10 protein-coding genes and 2 pseudogenes are annotated in these 16,448 nt (G+C 71.3%); 8 read left to right on the top strand and 4 right to left on the bottom strand.

All coding sequences use genetic code 11. From position 1 onward, the window contains the following. The first annotated feature begins 64 nt into the window (after positions 1-64). Genes PL79_RS23360 through PL79_RS23350 form a run of 3 tightly spaced genes read left to right on the top strand, consistent with a single transcriptional unit; the run spans position 65 to position 3,076 of the window. Complete coding sequence (locus PL79_RS23360) at positions 65-1,363, top strand: CitMHS family transporter (protein WP_044848426.1); 1,299 nt, start codon at positions 65-67, stop codon at positions 1,361-1,363. 40 nt (positions 1,364-1,403) lie between these two features. Continuing rightward, on the top strand, positions 1,404-2,765 hold the full coding sequence (locus tag PL79_RS23355) for an acyclic terpene utilization AtuA family protein (protein WP_044848427.1): 1,362 nt from the start codon (positions 1,404-1,406) through the stop codon (positions 2,763-2,765). After that, a complete protein-coding gene (locus PL79_RS23350; protein ID WP_044848439.1) occupies positions 2,765-3,076 on the top strand; it encodes an AtuA-related protein in 312 nt (103 codons plus the stop codon). The genes PL79_RS23355 and PL79_RS23350 overlap by 1 nt, the downstream gene beginning before the upstream one ends. 52 nt (positions 3,077-3,128) lie before the next feature. On the opposite strand, the gene PL79_RS23345 is transcribed toward PL79_RS23350, so the two are convergent. The 3 genes and pseudogenes from PL79_RS23345 to PL79_RS23335 all read right to left on the bottom strand — a co-directional run bounded on the left by PL79_RS23345 (position 3,129) and on the right by PL79_RS23335 (position 5,680). Continuing rightward, positions 3,129-3,950 carry a carbon-nitrogen hydrolase family protein gene (locus PL79_RS23345; protein ID WP_044848428.1) on the bottom strand — a complete coding sequence of 274 codons (822 nt, stop codon included), beginning with the start codon at positions 3,948-3,950 and terminating at the stop codon, positions 3,129-3,131. A gap of 132 nt (positions 3,951-4,082) precedes the next feature. Next, entirely contained in the window at positions 4,083-5,012 is a 930-nt protein-coding gene (locus PL79_RS23340) for a phosphatidate cytidylyltransferase (protein ID WP_044848429.1), read from the bottom strand. 36 nt (positions 5,013-5,048) lie between these two features. Next, a pseudogene (locus PL79_RS23335) lies at positions 5,049-5,680 on the bottom strand (lysophospholipid acyltransferase family protein). Between the two features lie 439 nt (positions 5,681-6,119). Between PL79_RS23335 and PL79_RS23325 the strand changes: the two are divergent. Further along, positions 6,120-6,725, top strand: a complete 606-nt coding sequence (locus PL79_RS23325) for a CDP-alcohol phosphatidyltransferase family protein (RefSeq protein ID WP_044848430.1) — start codon at positions 6,120-6,122, stop codon at positions 6,723-6,725. Positions 6,726-7,012: 287 nt separating this feature from the next. Next, a pseudogene (locus tag PL79_RS23320) lies at positions 7,013-7,267 on the top strand (class I SAM-dependent methyltransferase family protein); the annotation flags it as partial. Between the two features lie 138 nt (positions 7,268-7,405). Here the strand turns inward: PL79_RS23320 and PL79_RS23315 are convergent. After that, positions 7,406-8,428: a sensor domain-containing diguanylate cyclase gene (locus PL79_RS23315; RefSeq protein WP_044848432.1), complete on the bottom strand. Its 1,023-nt coding sequence runs from the start codon at positions 8,426-8,428 to the stop codon at positions 7,406-7,408. 511 nt (positions 8,429-8,939) lie between these two features. Between PL79_RS23315 and bcsB the strand changes: the two genes are divergently transcribed. From bcsB to PL79_RS23300, 3 genes are read left to right on the top strand one after another with little or no spacing between them, the layout of a single operon-like run. After that, positions 8,940-11,285, top strand: coding sequence for a cellulose biosynthesis cyclic di-GMP-binding regulatory protein BcsB (bcsB, locus tag PL79_RS23310; RefSeq protein WP_044848433.1), 2,346 nt, complete (start codon positions 8,940-8,942; stop codon positions 11,283-11,285). A 6-nt stretch (positions 11,286-11,291) separates the two neighbouring features. Beyond that, entirely contained in the window at positions 11,292-12,521 is a 1,230-nt protein-coding gene (gene bcsZ, locus PL79_RS23305; RefSeq protein ID WP_044848441.1) for a cellulose synthase complex periplasmic endoglucanase BcsZ, read from the top strand. After that, positions 12,506-16,435, top strand: coding sequence for a cellulose synthase subunit BcsC-related outer membrane protein (locus PL79_RS23300; protein WP_044848434.1), 3,930 nt, complete (start codon positions 12,506-12,508; stop codon positions 16,433-16,435). The genes bcsZ and PL79_RS23300 overlap by 16 nt, the downstream gene beginning before the upstream one ends. The last annotated feature ends 13 nt before the right edge of the window (positions 16,436-16,448 follow it).

Here is a 16,448-nt window from a genome sequence, read left to right as displayed (position 1 = left end):
AATTGTGCTATCGCTGCGCCGACCTTACGCTCGTCTCCAACAAAAGACAAGGTAGGAGACACCGATGCTGCCGTTACTCGGGCTGGGCACGATCGTCGTGCTGCTGGCCGCGATTCTGTCGAAACGCATGTCGCCGCTCGTCGCGCTGATCATCGTGCCGATCGCGGCGTCGCTGATCGGCGGCTTCGGGCTGCATACCAGCAAGTTCGTGATCGACGGGCTGAAGGGCCTCGCGCCCGTGGTCGGGATGTTCGTGTTCGCGATCCTCTATTTCGGGACGATCACCGACGCCGGCACGCTCGACCCGATCATCGACCGCATCCTGCGCGCGGTCGGCACGCGGCCCACGCGGATCGTGATGGGCACGACGCTGCTCGCGCTGCTGATCCATCTCGACGGCTCGGGCGCCGTGTGCTTTCTCGTGACGATTCCCGCGGTGCTGCCGCTGTACGACCGCCTGAAGATGGACCGGCGCGTGCTGGCCGCGGCCGTGTCGATGGCCGCGGGGATCAACTTCCTGCCGTGGACGGGGCCGATGATCCGTGCGTCGGCCTCGCTGCACCTGCCGGTGTCGGCGCTGTTCAATCCGCTGATTCCGGTGCAGGCGATCGGGCTCGTGTTCGTGTTCGGCGTCGCGTACTGGCTCGGGCGGCGCGAGGAGAAGCGGCTCGGACTGTCGCGCGACGACGCGTCGATTCCGCTGCCGACCCGCGCGCTCACGCCCGACGAGCAGGCGCTGCGCCGGCCGCACCTGTTCTGGTTCAACCTGCTGCTGACGCTCGTCGTGCTCGGCACGATGGTCGTGATGGGCGAGAAGATCCCGCCGGCGATCATGTTCATGGTCGGGCTGTGTGTCGCGCTGATGGTGAACTACCCGGACGTCGACATGCAGAGGAAGCGCATCGACGCCCATGCGCGCGCGGCGCTGATGATGGCCGGCATCCTGCTCGCGGCCGGCGTGTTCACCGGGATCATGCAGGGCAGCGGGATGCTGAAGGCGATGGCGCAGGCGGCGGTCGGCTTCGTGCCGCCGTCGATGGCCGGCCACATTCCGGCCGCGCTCGGCCTGGCGTCGATGCCGCTCAGCATGCTGTTCGATCCCGATTCGTTCTACTTCGGCGTGCTGCCGGTGATCGCCGAAGTGGCCGGCCAGCTCGGCGTGCCGGCCGTGCACGTGGGGCAGGCCGCGCTGCTCGGCCAGATGACGACCGGGTTTCCGGTCAGCCCGCTGACGCCCGCGACGTTCCTCGTCGTCGGCCTGTGCGGCATCGAGCTGGCCGAGCACCAGAAGTTCACGTTCCCGCTGCTGTTCGGCGCCTCGATCGTGATGACGATCGCGTGCGTCGTGCTGGGCGTCTTTTGATTTTTTTCCCGGCGCGCGAGCGCCGGATCACGGTACCGACATGACAGCAAAGCCATCACACGAACGGCGCGTGCGCATCGGCGCGGGCGCCGGCTACTCGGGCGACCGGATCGAGCCCGCGGTCGAGCTGGCCGAACACGGGCAGCTCGACTATCTCGTCTTCGAGTGCCTGGCCGAGCGCACGATCGCGCTCGCGCAGCAGGCGCGGCGCAAGGATCCGGCGCTCGGCTACGATCCGCTGCTCGACGCGCGCATGCATGCCGTGCTGCCGGCGGCGGCGGACAAGCGCGTGCGGATCGTGTCGAACATGGGCGCGGCGAACCCGCGCGCGGCCGCGCGGCGCACCGCGCGGATCGCGCAGTCGCTCGGCCTCGCCGGGCTGAAGGTCGCGGCGGTCGAAGGCGACGACGTGCTCGACGTCGTGCTGCGCGGCGCGTTCCGCTTCGAGGAGTCGGGCGACGAAGTCGCCGCGTATCGCGACCGCATCGTGTCCGCGAACGCGTATCTCGGCGCCGCGCCGATCGTCGATGCGCTCGCGGCCGGCGCGGACGTCGTGCTGACCGGGCGCGTCGCCGATCCGTCGCTGTTCGCCGCGCCGCTGATCCACGCGTTCGGCTGGCGGATGGACGACTGGGACACGCTCGGGGCCGCGACGGTCGTCGGCCATCTGCTCGAATGCGCGGGGCAGGTGACGGGCGGCTATTTCGCCGACCCCGGCTACAAGGACGTGCCGAATCTCGCGCGGCTCGGCTTCCCGATCGGCGAGGTCGCGGCCGACGGCTCGGTCGTGATCACCAAGGTGCCGCACGCGGGCGGCCGCGTGAGCGCGGCGACCTGCAAGGAACAGCTGCTGTACGAGATTCACGATCCGGCGCGCTACCTGCAGCCCGACGTCGTCGCGGATTTCACGCGCGTGGCGGTGGCGGAGGAGGCGCCGGACCGCGTGCGCGTGACGGGCGGGCGCGGCAGCGCACGCACCGGGACGCTCAAGGTGTCGGTCGCGTACGTCGACGGCCATATCGGCGAAGGGCAGATCTCGTACGGCGGGCCGGGCGCGCTGGAACGCGCGCGGCTCGCGCTCGACATCGTCCGCGAGCGGCTCGCGCTGACGGGCGTGGCCGCGACCGAACTGCGTTTCGATTTGATCGGCGTGGATGCGCTGTACGGCGACGCGACGCCCGCCGTGCGCGGCGAGCCGGCCGAAGTCCGCGTGCGGGTGGCCGGCCGTGCGGCGAGCGCCGCCGAGGCCGCGCGGATCGGCAACGAAGTCGAGACGCTCTATACGAACGGGCCGGCCGGCGGCGGCGGTGCGTTCAAGTCGACGCGCGAGGTGATCGCCGTGCAGTCGGTGCTGCTGCCGCGCACGGCCGTGACGCCGTCGTTTTCTTTCGTGGAGGCATGATGCAATTGCGTGAACTGGCGCATGCGCGCACCGGCGACAAGGGCAATACGCTGAACGTATCGGTCATCTGCCGCGATCCGCGTCACTACGAACACCTGCGCGCGCATCTCGATGCGGCCGCGGTGAAGGGATGGCTCGCGGGCATCGTGCACGGCGACGTCGTGCGCTACGAGCTGCCGGCGCTTGCCGCGTTCAACTTCGTGCTGCGCGATGCGCTCGGCGGCGGCGTCACGCGTTCGCTCGCGCTCGATGCGCACGGCAAGTCGGTCAGCTCGGTGTTGCTGGCGATCGATGTGCCGGAGCCGGCGTGACGATGTGGCGGCGTGCATCGCCAGCCGGCCGCGTTCGCCGCCAGGTTCATGCTCACGGAATCAGCCACTCGCGACGCCCGTCCGCGTGCTCGATGCGTTCGCCCGCGATGTGCAGGCGCTGATCCGCGCGATAGTCGTAGAGCGCGCGCGACGCGGCGACCTGGTCGAAATCGAGTTCGACCGTGTGGCGCGATTCGCCGTTGCCGGCTTCGAAGATCAGGTTTCCGAACGGATCGGCCGCGAGGCTGCCGCCCGCGAACACGACGTCGTGCGCACCTGGGCCGACGCGGTTCGCGACGACCGCGAACACCTGGTTTTCCATCGCGCGGGCCGAGACCGACGTGCGATGCACCTGACGGTACGGCTCCATGTTGCCGTCGGTCACGAGGATCAGCTGCGTGCCGAGCGCCGCAAGCGCGCGGCCGGTTTCCGGAAATTCGCTGTCGTAGCAGATCAAGAGGCCGATCCGCACGCCGCGCCATTCGACGCTCGCGTAGCGGTCGCCGGGCAGCACGACGTCGCGCTCGCTCAGCCACAGGTGGGTCTTCCGGTAGCGCAGTGCGATGCCGTCCGGCGTGACGAACACGGTCGTGTTGTAGAAGCGCCCGCCGTCGTTCTCGATCAGCCCGGCCACCACCGCGACGTTGCGCGCTCGCGCGGCCGCGATCACCGCGCCGATGCTCGGACCGTCGAGCGGCTCGGCCACGCGCGCGAGATTCGACGGATCGAGAAAGCCGGTGAGCTGCGCTTCCGGAAACATCACGATGTCGGTGCCGGGCGCGCAGCTCGCGATGGCGTCGAGCGTGCGCCGCAGGTTGTACGGTGTGTCGCCGTCGCGGCCGGCGAGCTGCACGATGTCGAGCTTCAGTTTCATGGGCGGGTTCGGTGGCAGTGGCTCGTCGCGCGATGCGGCGCAAGGGTGGGGATGAGCGTCAGTATGCGCCGAACGCGTCGGTTTCCCATCCCGCCGACGCGTTAGCGCTTGCGATGCCGCGCCGCCCGCGCATCACACGTACAGGTAGCGCACGAGGTGGAAGAACACCGGCGCCGCGAAGCAGACCGAGTCGACGCGATCGAGCATCCCGCCGTGGCCCGCGATCATCGAACCCCAGTCCTTGGTGCCGAGCGAGCGCTTCACCGCCGACAGCACGAGGCCGCCGACGAAGCCCGCGATCACGATCGCGAGCGAGATCCCGAACGCCGCGCCGAAGCTGAACGGCGTCACGCGATACAGCGACGCACCGCACAGCGTCGCGAGCAGGCCGCCGCCGACGAAGCCTTCGACCGTCTTCGACGGCGACAGCTGCGGCGCGATCTTGCGGCGCCCGCACAGCTTGCCGACCACGTACTGCAGCACGTCGCTGATCTGCACGACGAACAGGAAGAAGAACAGCAGCAGCGCGTTCTGCCCGGCGTAGCGCGGAATGTCGAGGATCAGCACGGCCGGCGCGTGGCTCAGCCCGTACACGCATACCATCAGCGCCCAGTTGATCTTCGCGTTGCGGCTCAGGAATTCGCGCGTGTCCTGCGTGAGCGCCGACACCAGCGACATCGCGAAGAACAGGTGCACCGGCACGAAGATCGAATACATCCCGTACCAGTTGATCCCGAGCAGCAGGTACTGCACCGGAATCGCGACGAAGAACGCGATGAAGAGCGTCGTATGGTCGCTCGCGGTCGTCGGCGTGAGCGTGATGAACTCGCGCAGCGTCAGGTACGACAGCAGTGCGAACACCAGATACGTGACGTTGTTGCCGAGGCTGATCGCGATGACCATGATCGCGATCATCGCCCACCACGCGCGGATGCGCTGGTTCAGGTTGACGATGGTCGCGCTCGCGCCGCCGCTGCGCGCGCCGAGGATCGCGCCGATCACGGTCGCGAGCACCAGCACGCCGGTGACGCCCGCGACCAGTTCCCAGAAGAGAGTTCGCATGAAGAGGTCCGGAAAAGGGAGAGGAGGGCGCCGCGTTCAGCCGGCCGGCCGCTGCGGCGGCGCGAGTGCGACGATCGCGTTGCGCATGCGGGCGAGGAAGGTCGGCTTGTCTTCGCCGGCGCCGAGCGCGTCGTTCGCGCCGAAGTGCACCTTGCAGATCAGCGGCACGGGCCAGATCGCGCCCTTCGGCATGATGCGCTGCAGGTTCTCCAGATAGACCGGCGCGAGCGCGACGTTCGGAAACTCGGTCGCGAGATGGAACAGGCCGCTCTTGAACGGCTGCGGCAACACGTCGGCGCCGCGCGTGCCTTCCGGGAAGATGATGATCGAGTGGCCTTGCCGCAACGCATCGCGCACCGGGTCCAACGGGTCGCCGCCGCTCTCGCGGTGACGGTCGATCAGCACGACGTTCAGCAGCTTCTGCGCGATGTGGCGCTTCAGGTCGCCGCTGTCCCAGTAGTCGCGCGCGGCGACGGGCCGCACGACCGCGCGCACGTCGCGCGGCAGCGCGGCAAGGATCGCGAGCGTGTCGATGTGGCTCGTGTGGTTCGAGAAGTAGATCTTCTGCGTCGGGGAAGGCGGCGCCTGATGCCAGACCGGATACGCGCCGGCGACGAGCGCACGATCGACAGCAGGAAATCGCGCTGCCAGATGTTCAGGATGTTCATCGGCGCCGCGCCTCCTGCGTGCATGCCCGCGGCGCGCGGGCGCGGCGGGCGGAATCCGGAATGCCGGCGCGGCAGGATGCGCGCGGACGGCCATTGTTCAAGTTTTTTCAAATTCGTGGCTGCCTGTCGCAGGGCCGCGATCATCGGACGATGCGCCGGCAGACGTTGCGCTGCGGCGAATGCGCCGTTCGACGGCGTGATAATCGGCTGTTGCACGAGCGCCCGGCGACAGTTCGAGTGAATTGCTGCGCTCACGGGCCAGCGGATTATCGCGAGTTTCCGTCGAAAACGCCAGATTGCCGGGCGCGGGGGCGCGGCTTGACGCGTCGGGGCCGCTCGGCGACGATTACGACCACCTGTCGAAAGCCGCCGCCGGCGGTTGCGCCGCCCGGGGCATGGCGGCGACGAACGTATCCGAACGTGCCGAAACCATAAAACGATGAGCCTCTACGCACTCAAACCGAAATTCCAGAACCGTCTGCGTCCGTTCGCGGATTCGCTTGCCGAACGCGGCGTCACGGCCAACCAGGTCACGCTGTTCGCGGCCGGCGGCTCGATCGTCGTCGGCGCGCTCGCGGGGCTCGGCGTGTTCGCCCGCGTGCTGTTCCTGCTGATTCCGATCTGGCTGTTCGTGCGGATGGCGCTCAACGCGATCGACGGCATGCTTGCCCGCGAGCACGGGCAGAAGAGCACGCTCGGCGCGTACCTGAACGAGCTCGGCGACATCGTGTCGGATGTCGCACTCGTGCTGCCGTTTCTCGCGATTCCCGCGTTCGCACCGGCCGACGTCTGGCTGTTCGCGCTGACGGCGATCATCGTCGAATGCGCGGGGCTGATCGGCCCGCTCGCCGGCGCGACGCGCCGCTACGACGGCCCATTCGGCAAGAGCGACCGCGCGCTCGCGCTCGGCGCGTTCGCGCTGTGGATCGGCTTCGGCCTGCCGGTCGGCGGCGTCGCCGCATGGCTGTGGCGCGTGCTGATCGTGCTGTCGATCGTGACGGTGGTGCGGCGCGTGCAGGCGGGCGTTGCCGAAGCGGGCGGCTGACGGCGGCTGGCGGCCGCAGCGGGACCGGCGCCGGAGGGCGGCGCCGCATGATTCGAATAACGAAACGAGAGAGATCGCATGAGCGCACGCACGGCCCGCGAGGCCGGCTTCGTCACGCGCGACGGCGACACGCTGTTCTAGCGTCACCGGCCCGCGACGGGCCCGCGCTGCCGCGACGCGATCGTGCTGCTGCATCGCGGTCACGAACATTCGGCGCGCGTCGCGCACCTCGTCGACTCGGCGAGCGTGACCGCGCGCAGGCGCTCGCGCCGCTGCGTGCGTTCGAGCTGCGCGGGCTCGCACAGGCGGTGCCGCCCGGCGGCTATCTCGTCTGCACCGGACAGCCGTGGCATCCGCAGCTGGAATTCATCGCGCGTGCGCTGAACAATCATCGCGGCGAGGCGACCTGGGTGATGCGCCGCCGCTCGCAGGCCGAGATGGACGAACTCGTCGCGCGCGCGGGCTTTCGCAAGCTCGACCAGGGGATCGACGAGTTGGGCATCTTCACGGTCGGCCTCGCGCAGCGGGTCGACGCGTCATGAGCGCGCTCGCGTTGTGCCGCGCCGGCGTGCTGGTCGCGATCGTGCAGTGGATCGTGGTCGGGGTGGCGATCGCGGTGCCGCAGTCCGGTTAGCCGTGCGCGAGCGGCCCGGCTGGCCGAACGGGCCGGGCGTCGCACGTCACGCGTGGCACGCTCGCTGCGTCCGCGTGCGCTTCACCTCGTACATCGCCTGGTCCGCATGCTCGATCAGCGCGTTCATGTCGGTGCCGTCTTCGGGCAGCATCGCGACGCCGACACTGACGCCGAGCCGCAGCGGCTGCCCCTCGAACTCGAACGGTTCGGCGACCTGCCGGGCGAGCCGTGCGCGTTGTGCGTCGATGTCGTCGCGGCTGCCGACGTTCGGCAGGATCACCGCGAACTCGTCGCCGCCCACCCGCGCGACCGTATCCGAGCGCCGCACGGCGCCCAGCATCCGCGTGGCGGCCTCGCGCAGCGCCGCGTCGCCCGCGCGGTGGCCGTAGCCGTCGTTGATCGGCTTGAGCCCGTCCATGTCGATGTTGAGGATGCCGAGCCGGCCGTTCGCGCGCAGCGCCGTGTGCATCGACTGGCGCAGGCGGTCGTAGAACAGCGCGCGGTTCGGCAGGCCGGTGAGCGCGTCGTGCGTTGCGCGCAGGTACAGCTCGTTCGCCTCGTTGCGCGCCGCGTGGAACATCGCGGCGGCGATCAGGTCGGCCGTGAGCCGCAGCGTGCCGGCGTCGGCGGCCGAGAAGCCGTCGACCTCCGGCGACATCACCTTCAGCACGCCGACCGTCGTGTCCGCATGGGTGAGCGGCATCACCAGCATCGAGCGCAGCCCGACGCGGCGGCAGGCATCGCGATCGACGCGCGGGTCGGTTTCCGAATCCGTGCAGCGCAGCAATTCCCCGCGCGTCACGCACAGGCCCGACAGGCTGCCTGAGCGACGCAACCGCAGCCCGAGCATCCCGGCGGCGGAGCCCGACGCGGCGCGGTACACCATGTCGTCGCCTTCGGCGAATTCGACCGCCGCGCCGCTCGCGCCCGTGAGTTGCGGCACCTGCTCGGTCACATAAGCCATCACGCTGCCGAGGTCGAGGCCGAGTTTCGCGATCTCGGTCTGCGTGGCGATGATGCGCAACAGCGTGTCGGGGGACGGGGTGGCGGTGTCGACGATTTGATCCAAGTCAGTTTTCCATGAAGAAAGCCCGGCACGCGGCGCCGGCTTGCGGTAGCATACGCGCCGCCCACGCGGCAGCGCGTTCCGGGCGGCCCGCAAGGGGTCGCATCCGGCATCCGGTATCCGGACGGTTCGCCGGCGCGACGGTTCGCCGATCCGGCAGCGTCGGCAGTATGCCGATCGGTCCGGCCGGCAGCAACGGCGTAATTCTTGCCATTCAGTCGCCGCACGCAGCATTTCCGACCGTATTGAGTTGTTTTTCGCTTCGTCAGCGCGAATCAGGGTGAGTTTTGTCCTGATTTTGAGATAGTGTGACGAATGTGCGAGCGCCGGTGCCAGGCGCGCACCGTCCGATGGACCGGCAGCGGAAGAATGCGCCGCGTCGTTTCGATACATGCATTCAGGCCAGACTTTGAGGGGAAGCAGTGGGGATGTGCACTCACGGGCATAGCTGCTTTGGGCGCGTCGATTGCGGCGCGCTTGATCACCGGACGACCACGACGATGCGGAGCCGCGCATGAAGCCGGCCGTGTCGCTGTTCGTCCTGTCGCTCGCCACGTTCGGCGCGTTTCATGCGGCCGCGTTGTCGGCCGCGCCGATGCCGGTCGCGTCGGCATCCGTTTCGGCGGCCGCTTCGGCGTCCGCCGGCAGCCCGGCCACGCCGGCGCTCGCCAACGGCGCGGCCGTATCGAGCGCATCGGCCGCATCGAGCGCCGCCGGCGCGGCACCCGCTGGCCTGCCGGCGACGACCGTGCACCTGCCGTTCGCGTCGCTCGGCGCGTTCGATCCGGTGCACCTGCGCGGCGCCGACGATGCACGCACGATCCATGCGGGCGTGCGGCTCGACCGCGTGGTCACCGGCGCGCGGCTGCGCCTGACCTATGCGTATTCGCCGTCGCTCGTGTTCCCGATGTCGCACCTGAAGGTTTCGGTGAACGACGAGGTGGTCGCGACCGTCCCGTTCGACGCGACGCGCGCGGGCCGCACGGTCACGCAGGACATCCCGATCGATCCGCGCTACTTCTCCGATTTCAACCAGATCGGCCTGCGCCTGATCGCGCACTACTCGCTCGATCACTGCGAGGACCCGTCGAGCTCGGCGCTGTGGGCCGACGTGAGCCCGACGAGCGAGCTGATCCTCGACGAGTCGCCGGTGCGCCTGCCGAACGATCTCGCGCTGCTGCCCGCGCCGTTCTTCGACCGGCGCGACAACGGGCGCTTGCGGCTGCCGTTCGTGCTGCCGGCGTCGCCCGACTCGGCGACGCTGCGCAGTGCCGGCGTGCTCGCGTCGTGGTTCGGCGCGCAGGCCGACTACCGGCAGGCGCGCTTCCCGGTCGCGGCGACGCTGCCGGCCGACGACCAGGCGGTGGTGGTCGGCACGGCCGCGACCTTGCCGGCCGGCCTCGCGCTGCCGTCGGTCAACGGCCCGCTGCTCGCCGTCGCCGACAACCCGGCCGCGCCGGGCCGCAAGCTGCTGGTCGTGACGGGCCGCACGGCAGCCGAGGTCGACGATGCGGTCGCGGCGCTCGTGCTCGGCCGCGCGGCGCTGTCGGGCCCGGCGGCGACGGTCGCGCACGTCGATCTCGGCGCGCCGCGCAAGCCGTACGACGCTCCGCGCTGGCTGCCGGTGAACCGGCCGATCGCGTTCCGCGAACTGGTGTCGGACCCGCGCGAACTCGAAGTGCGCGGCACGTCGCCGGACGCGATCCGGCTGAACCTGCGGGTGCCGGCCGACCTGCATTCGTGGAACGGCTCGGGTGTGCCGATCACGCTGCGCTACCGCTACACGGCGCCGACCGTGCAGGACAACTCGACGCTTGCCGTCGAGATCAACGAACAGCTCGTGAAGTCGTACCGCCTCGGGCCGGCCCATGCCGAAGACGCGCGCGGGCGCATGCAGCTGCCGCTGCTGGCGGTGCCGGAAGGGCGCGTGACGAGCGATGTCGACATCCCGGCGTTCCGCGTCGGCAGCGGCAACCAGCTGCAGTTCCGCTTCACGCTCGACTCGCAGAAGACGGGGCTCTGCTCGAGCACCGCGACCGAGCCGCAGCGCGCGGCGATCGATCCCGATTCGACGATCGACTTCTCGCACTTCGTCCACTACGCGCAGTTGCCGAACCTCGCATTCTTCGCGAACAGCGGCTTCCCGTTCACGCGCTTCGCCGACCTGTCGCAGACGGCGGTCGTGATCCCGGACCGGCCGTCGCCGCAGGAGCTGGAAGCCTATCTGACGATGCTCGGCCACATGGGGCAGTGGACCGGCTTCCCGGCGCTGCGCGTGCAGGTCGCGCGGCCCGGCGACGTCGCCGCGCTGGCGGGCCGCAAGGACCTGCTCGTGATCGACGGCTCGCCCGCGTCGCCGCTGCTGTCGCACTGGCGCGCGGCGCTGCCGCTGGCGATCGACCAGCAGGCCGGCACGGGCGCGACGCGTGTCGCGTTCTCGGTGAAGGAGCGCTGGCGCAATGGCGTCGGCATGGCCGACGGTGGCGCGCATATCGAACAGACGGGCGCGCTCGCCGCGCTCGCCGGGTTCGAACTGCCTGGCAGCCACGGCCGCAGCGTCGTCGCGCTGACCGCGACCGACCAGACGCGCCTGGCCGACCTGCTCGACGTCTTCGAGAAGCCGGGCCTCGTGTCGCAACTGCAGGGCGACCTCGCGCTGGTGCGGCCGGGACAGGTCGACAGCCTGCGCGTCGGCGATCCGTACGTGGTCGGTTTCGTGCCGTGGTATGCGCGCGTCTGGACGCAGGCGGCGCGGTACCCGGTGGCGCTCGGCGTGGTCGGCGTCGTCGCGGGGCTGTTGCTCGCGCTCGGCGTGTTCAGCGTGCTGCAGAAAATCGCCGCGCGCCGCCGGGGGATGTAACGGATGATGGCTTGGGCATTCGCAAGGCGACGGGCAGCGCGGCCGGCCCGGCGGGGCGGCACGACGCTCGTGCTGGCCGTCGCGGCGGCGTGCGCAGCGGCCGGGGTAGCCGGGACGGCCGGGCGCGCGCAGGCGGCGCAAGGCGGTGCGGCCGACGTGCGGTGCGGCGCGGCGTGGCCGCGCTGGGACGCGTTCAAGCGCGATTTCGTGTCGGCCGACGGCCGCGTGATCGACGTCGGCTCGGCCGATTCGCGCACGGTATCGGAGGGGCAGGCGTATGGACTGTTCTTCGCGCTCGTCGCGAACGACCGGCGCACGTTCGACACGATCCTCGCATGGACCGAGAACAACCTCGCACAGGGCGACCTGAGCGCCCGGCTGCCGGCGTGGTTGTGGGGCCGCGCGCCGGACGGCACGTGGCGCGTGCTCGATGCGAACGCGGCGTCGGATGCCGATCTCTGGATTGCCTACACGCTCGTCGAAGCCGGGCGGCTGTGGCACGAGCGCAGCTACACCGCGCGCGGCGCGCTGCTCGCGAAGCGCGTGCTCGACGACGAGACGGCCAGCGTGCCGGGCCTCGGCCTCACGCTGCTGCCCGGGCCGACCGGGTTCAAGCTGGCCGATGGCCAATGGCGCGTGAACCCGAGCTATTCGCCGCCGCAGGTGATCCGCGGGCTCGCCGCCCGCCTGCCCGACGAGCGCCGCTGGGCCGCGCTCGCGGCCAGTACCGGCCGCGTGCTGCTCGACACCGCGCCGAAGGGCTTCTCGCCGGACTGGGCGTTGTATCGCGCGGGCGCGGGCTTCGGCCCCGATCCCCAGACCCATGCGGAAAGCGCGTACAACGCGATCCGCGTGTACCTGTGGGCCGGCATGCTCGATCGCGCCGATCCGCTCGCCGCACCGCTGCTCGCGCGCTTCGCGCCGTTCGCCGACCATATCGCCGCGCATGGCGCGCCGCCGGAGAAGGTCGACACGACGACCGGCGTCGCGGGGCCGAACGACGGCAATGGCGGCTTCTCCGCGGCGGCCGTGCCGTTCCTCGACGCGCGCGGCCAGCATGCGCTCGCCGATGCGCAGGCGGCCCGTGTCGATGCGCTCGCGCGCCAGGCGGCGCCCGGCTACTACACGAGCGTGCTGACGCTGTTCGGCCTCGGCTGGCGCGACGGCCGCTACCGGTTCGGCGCGGACGGGTCGCTCGCTGCGCGCTGGGAGGACCGTTCATGCGCGGCCCGATGAAGCGCACCGCACCGCGCGTCGCGGGGTTCGCGTGGCTCGCGTCGTCGGTCACGGCGGCGGCGCCGGCCGCCGTCGCCACACCCGCGCCCGCGTTGCCGAAAACCGTCGCGCCGAAGGCCATCTCGGCGCCGGCCACGACCGACCTGCCCGATGCGCAGCGTCAGCTCGCGACCGCCCGCATGTGGGGCGCGAAGCATCGCGACGACCTCGCGCGCGACGCGCTGCGCAAGGGGCTCCTGATCGCGCCGGACGATCCCGAACTGCTCGCGGAACAGATGCGGGTGCTGCTGCGGCTCGGCGACGCGCAAGGCGCGCAGGCCGCGCTGGCACGCCTGCAGGCCCGCGCGCCCGCGGCGCCCGGCACGCGGCGCGCGGCCGACGAATACCGCGTCGCGACGAGCGGGCGCGGCGAGATGGCGCAGATCCGGCTGCTCGCGCGCAGCGGCCGCGCCGACGAAGCGGCCCGGCGGATCGTCGCGCTGTTCCCGAACGGCGCGCCGTCCGGCGCGCTCGGCGCCGAGTATTACCAGATCGTCGCGAATGCGCCTGGTGGCCGAGAATCGGCGCTCGCCGCGTTGCGCCGCGCGGTCGCGGCCGACCCGCAGGACACGAGCGCGGCGCTCGCGCTCGCGCGGCTGCTGAACCAGCGCGCCGACACGCGCGCGGAAGCGAACCGCATCGCCTGGTCGCTCGCGAAGCGCGCCGACGCCGATCACACGGAAGCGATGGCCGTGTGGCGGCGCGTGCTGCAGTCTGCCGGCAGCGATCCCGCGTATCTCGATGCGCTGCACGCGTATCTCGCGCTGGTGCCGGACGACACCGAATTCCGCGATCGCAGCGCCGAACTCGACCGGCAGCGCGACGCGCAGCGCCGGCTCGAACGCGACCCTGACTACATCGCGCAGCAGCGCGGCTTGCAGGCGCTCGCGCGCGGCGACCTGGCCGGTGCCGATCCGCTGCTCGCGCGCGCCGCGCAGGCGCGCGCCGGCGACGCCGATGCGCTCGGCGGGCTCGGCCTGCTGCGCTTGCGCGAAGGCCGGCACGACGAAGCGCGTGCGCTGTTCACGCGCGCCGCGGCGCTGTCGACCGACCAGCGCGGCAAGTGGCAGAGCCTCGCGCGTACCGCGCAGTTCTGGGGGCTGCTCGCGCAAGGCCGCGCGGCGGCGTCGGCCGGGCGGCCGCAGGATGCCGAGCGCGCGGCGCGCGCCGCACTCGCGATGCAGCCCGACAGCCCGGACGCGAAGCTGCAGCTCGCCGACGCGCTGCTCGCGCAGCGCGACTGGGCGCGCGCGGAGCCGTTGCTGCGCGAACTGCTGGCCGCACGTTCGCCGAACGTGTCGGCGGTGCGCGGCACGGCGATGCTGTACGAGAACACCGGCCGCGCGGACCGCGTCGGCCCGCTGCTCGACGCGCTGCAAGGCCGCGTGACGGGCAGCGACGATCGCCGCGCACTCGACGGGCTGCGCGCCGACCTGCTCGCGAGCCAGGCGCGCGCGCTCGCCGACAAGGGCGAACGCGGGCCGGCCGTGCAACGCTACGAAGCGGCCGTGCGCGCGGCGCCCGACGCACCGTGGACGCGTTTCGCGCTCGCGCGGCTGTATCGCGACATGGGGCTGCCGCAGCTCGGCCGCACGGTGATGGATGAGGGGCTCGCGCAAAGCGATACGCCCGAGATGCGCTATGCGACCGCGCTGTATCGCAACTCGCTCGACGACGTCGCCGGCGCGCAGGCCGCGCTCGCGGGTGTCGACGATGCGCGGCGCTCGGACGGCATGCGTGCGCTCGCCCGCAAGCTCGACGCGCAAAGCGCGCTGGCCGACGCGCGCGGCGCGCTCGGCCGCGGCGATCGCGCGGCGTTTGCCGCGTCGCTTGCGCATGCGCAGGCGAGCGCGCCGGACGATCCCGACATGCTGGCCGCGATCGGCGCGCAGTGGATCGACGCGGGCGAGCCCGAGCGCGGCCTCGCGCCGTTGCGCGACTGGATCGCCGCGCATCCGCGCGAGGCCGATCCCGACGTGCGGCTGCGCTACGGCGACCTGCTCGGCAGCGCGGGGCGCGACGACGCGCTCGCCGCGTGGCTCGACACGCTGCGCCGCGAACCGGCGCTGACGCCGGCACAGACCGCGCGCATCGAGGATCAGTCGCTGCGGCTCGTGCTGCGCCGGACGGACGACGCGATCGCGCAGCAGGACTATGCGCGCGCGCGCACGCTGCTCGATCGCGCGAGCCCGGCCGGTCGCGCGGACAAGCGCTACGCACTCGAGCTGGCCGATCTCGAACGCGCGCAAGGTCACTACGACGCGGCACGCGACGCGCTCGCGCCCGTTATCGCGCGCACGCCGGACGATGCCGACACGCAGCTCGCGCTCGCGCGCATCGACGAGGACAGCGGCCAGCGCGCGGCCGCGCTCGCGCGCGTGCAGGCCGTGCTGGCGCGCACGCCGGACGACGACGTCGATACGCGGCTGTCGGTCGTGCGCCGGCTGAACGCGCTGCGCCGCCCGGACGAAGCCGCGCAGGTGATCGACCCGCTGCAGGCCGCGTATCCGGCCCGCGCCGACGTGACGGTTGCCGCCGGGCGCGTGGCCGAGGCGCAGGGCCGCTACGACGATGCCGCGTCGCTGTACCGGCTGTCGCTGTCGCAGGAACGCACGAGCGGCGTGAGCCCGGGCCGCGACGGCCGCACGCCCGCGCAGGCCGCGTTCGCGGATCTCGAACAGCGGCGCGATCCGGAGATCGAGATCGGCTGGCTGCCCGCGTACAAGTCGGGCGACGAAGGGATTTCCGCGTACCGCGCGCAGCAGGTGCCGATCTACGCGCAGATGCCGGTGCGTTACGACGGGCACGCGTTCCTGCAGCTCGACACCGTGCATCTGGACGCCGGCACGCTCGATACGAGCGTGCCGAACGCGTATTCGCTGAAGACCTTCGGCACCTACGGCGCGCTCAACGCGCTGGCCGGCTCGTCGCTGGCGCCGTTGAACCAGCAGGCCGCCGCGTTGATCGCGCATCCGCAGGGCGACCTGCACCAGCCGATGACGGGCGTCGCGCTCGGCGCCGGCTATCGCACGGATGCGTGGCGCGTCGATCTCGGCACGTCGCCGCTGGGCTTCCCGGTGCATTACCTGGTCGGCGGCGTGCGCTACCGCTTCGACGCGGGCCCGGCGAGCTTTACCGTGAACGCGTCGCGCCGGCCGGAAACGAGCAGCGTGCTGTCGTATGCGGGGATGCGCGATCCGTGGACGGGCGCGGTGTGGGGCGGCGTGCGCCGCGACGGCGTGAACCTGCGCGCGGCGCTCGACGTCGGCCGCGTGAACCTGTTCGCGGAGCTCGGCGCGGGCGTGCTGTCCGGCCGCAACGTCGAGCGCAACGCGGAGCTCACGCTGCGCTCGGGCTTCACGGTGCCCGTGTACGAACGCGCGACGATGAAGGTGAGCACGGGGCTCGTCGGCAATGCGTGGCACTACGCGCAGAACCTGCGTTACTACACGTACGGGCAGGGCGGCTACTACAGCCCGCAGCGCTACCTGTCGCTCGGCGTGCCGCTCGAGTGGGCGGGGCGGCGCGACGCGCTGTCGTGGGACCTGACCGTCACGGGCGGGATCTCGAACAGCTACGAGAAGGACTCGCTGTTCTACCCGACCTTCGCGGACCAGCGCGCCGCGCAGGAGGCGGCGGGGCTCGTCTACGCGGGCAGTTCGACGCGCGGCGTGTCGTTTTCGTATGGCGTGAACGGCATCGTCGAGTATCGCGTGAATCCGCACCTGAGCGTCGGCGCGCAACTGCACGTCGACCGGTCGCACGACTACGCGCCGAGTTCGGCGCTCGTGTACCTGCGCTATGCGTTCGACGCACGCGCGGCGCGCAGCTGGCTCGTCACGCCGACGCCGGTGCGGCTTTATTCGGATTACTAGGGGACTGGGAGAA

The organism is Burkholderia sp. USMB20 (assembly GCF_000949135.2).
Classification (GTDB): domain Bacteria; phylum Pseudomonadota; class Gammaproteobacteria; order Burkholderiales; family Burkholderiaceae; genus Burkholderia.
The sequence above is the reverse complement of the archived record's forward strand: the minus strand, read 5'-3'. Positions and strand labels throughout refer to the sequence as shown.

What these genes read in the sequence shown, in the direction of transcription:
- PL79_RS23360 (WP_044848426.1), top strand. Translation starts at nt 65, where the DNA reads ATGCTGCCGTTACTCGGGCTGGGCACGATCGTCGTGCTGCTGGCCGCG.
- PL79_RS23355 (WP_044848427.1), top strand. Translation starts at nt 1,404, where the DNA reads ATGACAGCAAAGCCATCACACGAACGGCGCGTGCGCATCGGCGCGGGC.
- PL79_RS23350 (WP_044848439.1), top strand. Translation starts at nt 2,765, where the DNA reads ATGCAATTGCGTGAACTGGCGCATGCGCGCACCGGCGACAAGGGCAAT.
- PL79_RS23345 (WP_044848428.1), bottom strand. Translation starts at nt 3,950, where the DNA reads ATGAAACTGAAGCTCGACATCGTGCAGCTCGCCGGCCGCGACGGCGAC.
- PL79_RS23340 (WP_044848429.1), bottom strand. Translation starts at nt 5,012, where the DNA reads ATGCGAACTCTCTTCTGGGAACTGGTCGCGGGCGTCACCGGCGTGCTG.
- PL79_RS23325 (WP_044848430.1), top strand. Translation starts at nt 6,120, where the DNA reads ATGAGCCTCTACGCACTCAAACCGAAATTCCAGAACCGTCTGCGTCCG.
- bcsB (WP_044848433.1), top strand. Translation starts at nt 8,940, where the DNA reads ATGAAGCCGGCCGTGTCGCTGTTCGTCCTGTCGCTCGCCACGTTCGGC.
- bcsZ (WP_044848441.1), top strand. Translation starts at nt 11,292, where the DNA reads ATGGCTTGGGCATTCGCAAGGCGACGGGCAGCGCGGCCGGCCCGGCGG.
- PL79_RS23300 (WP_044848434.1), top strand. Translation starts at nt 12,506, where the DNA reads ATGCGCGGCCCGATGAAGCGCACCGCACCGCGCGTCGCGGGGTTCGCG.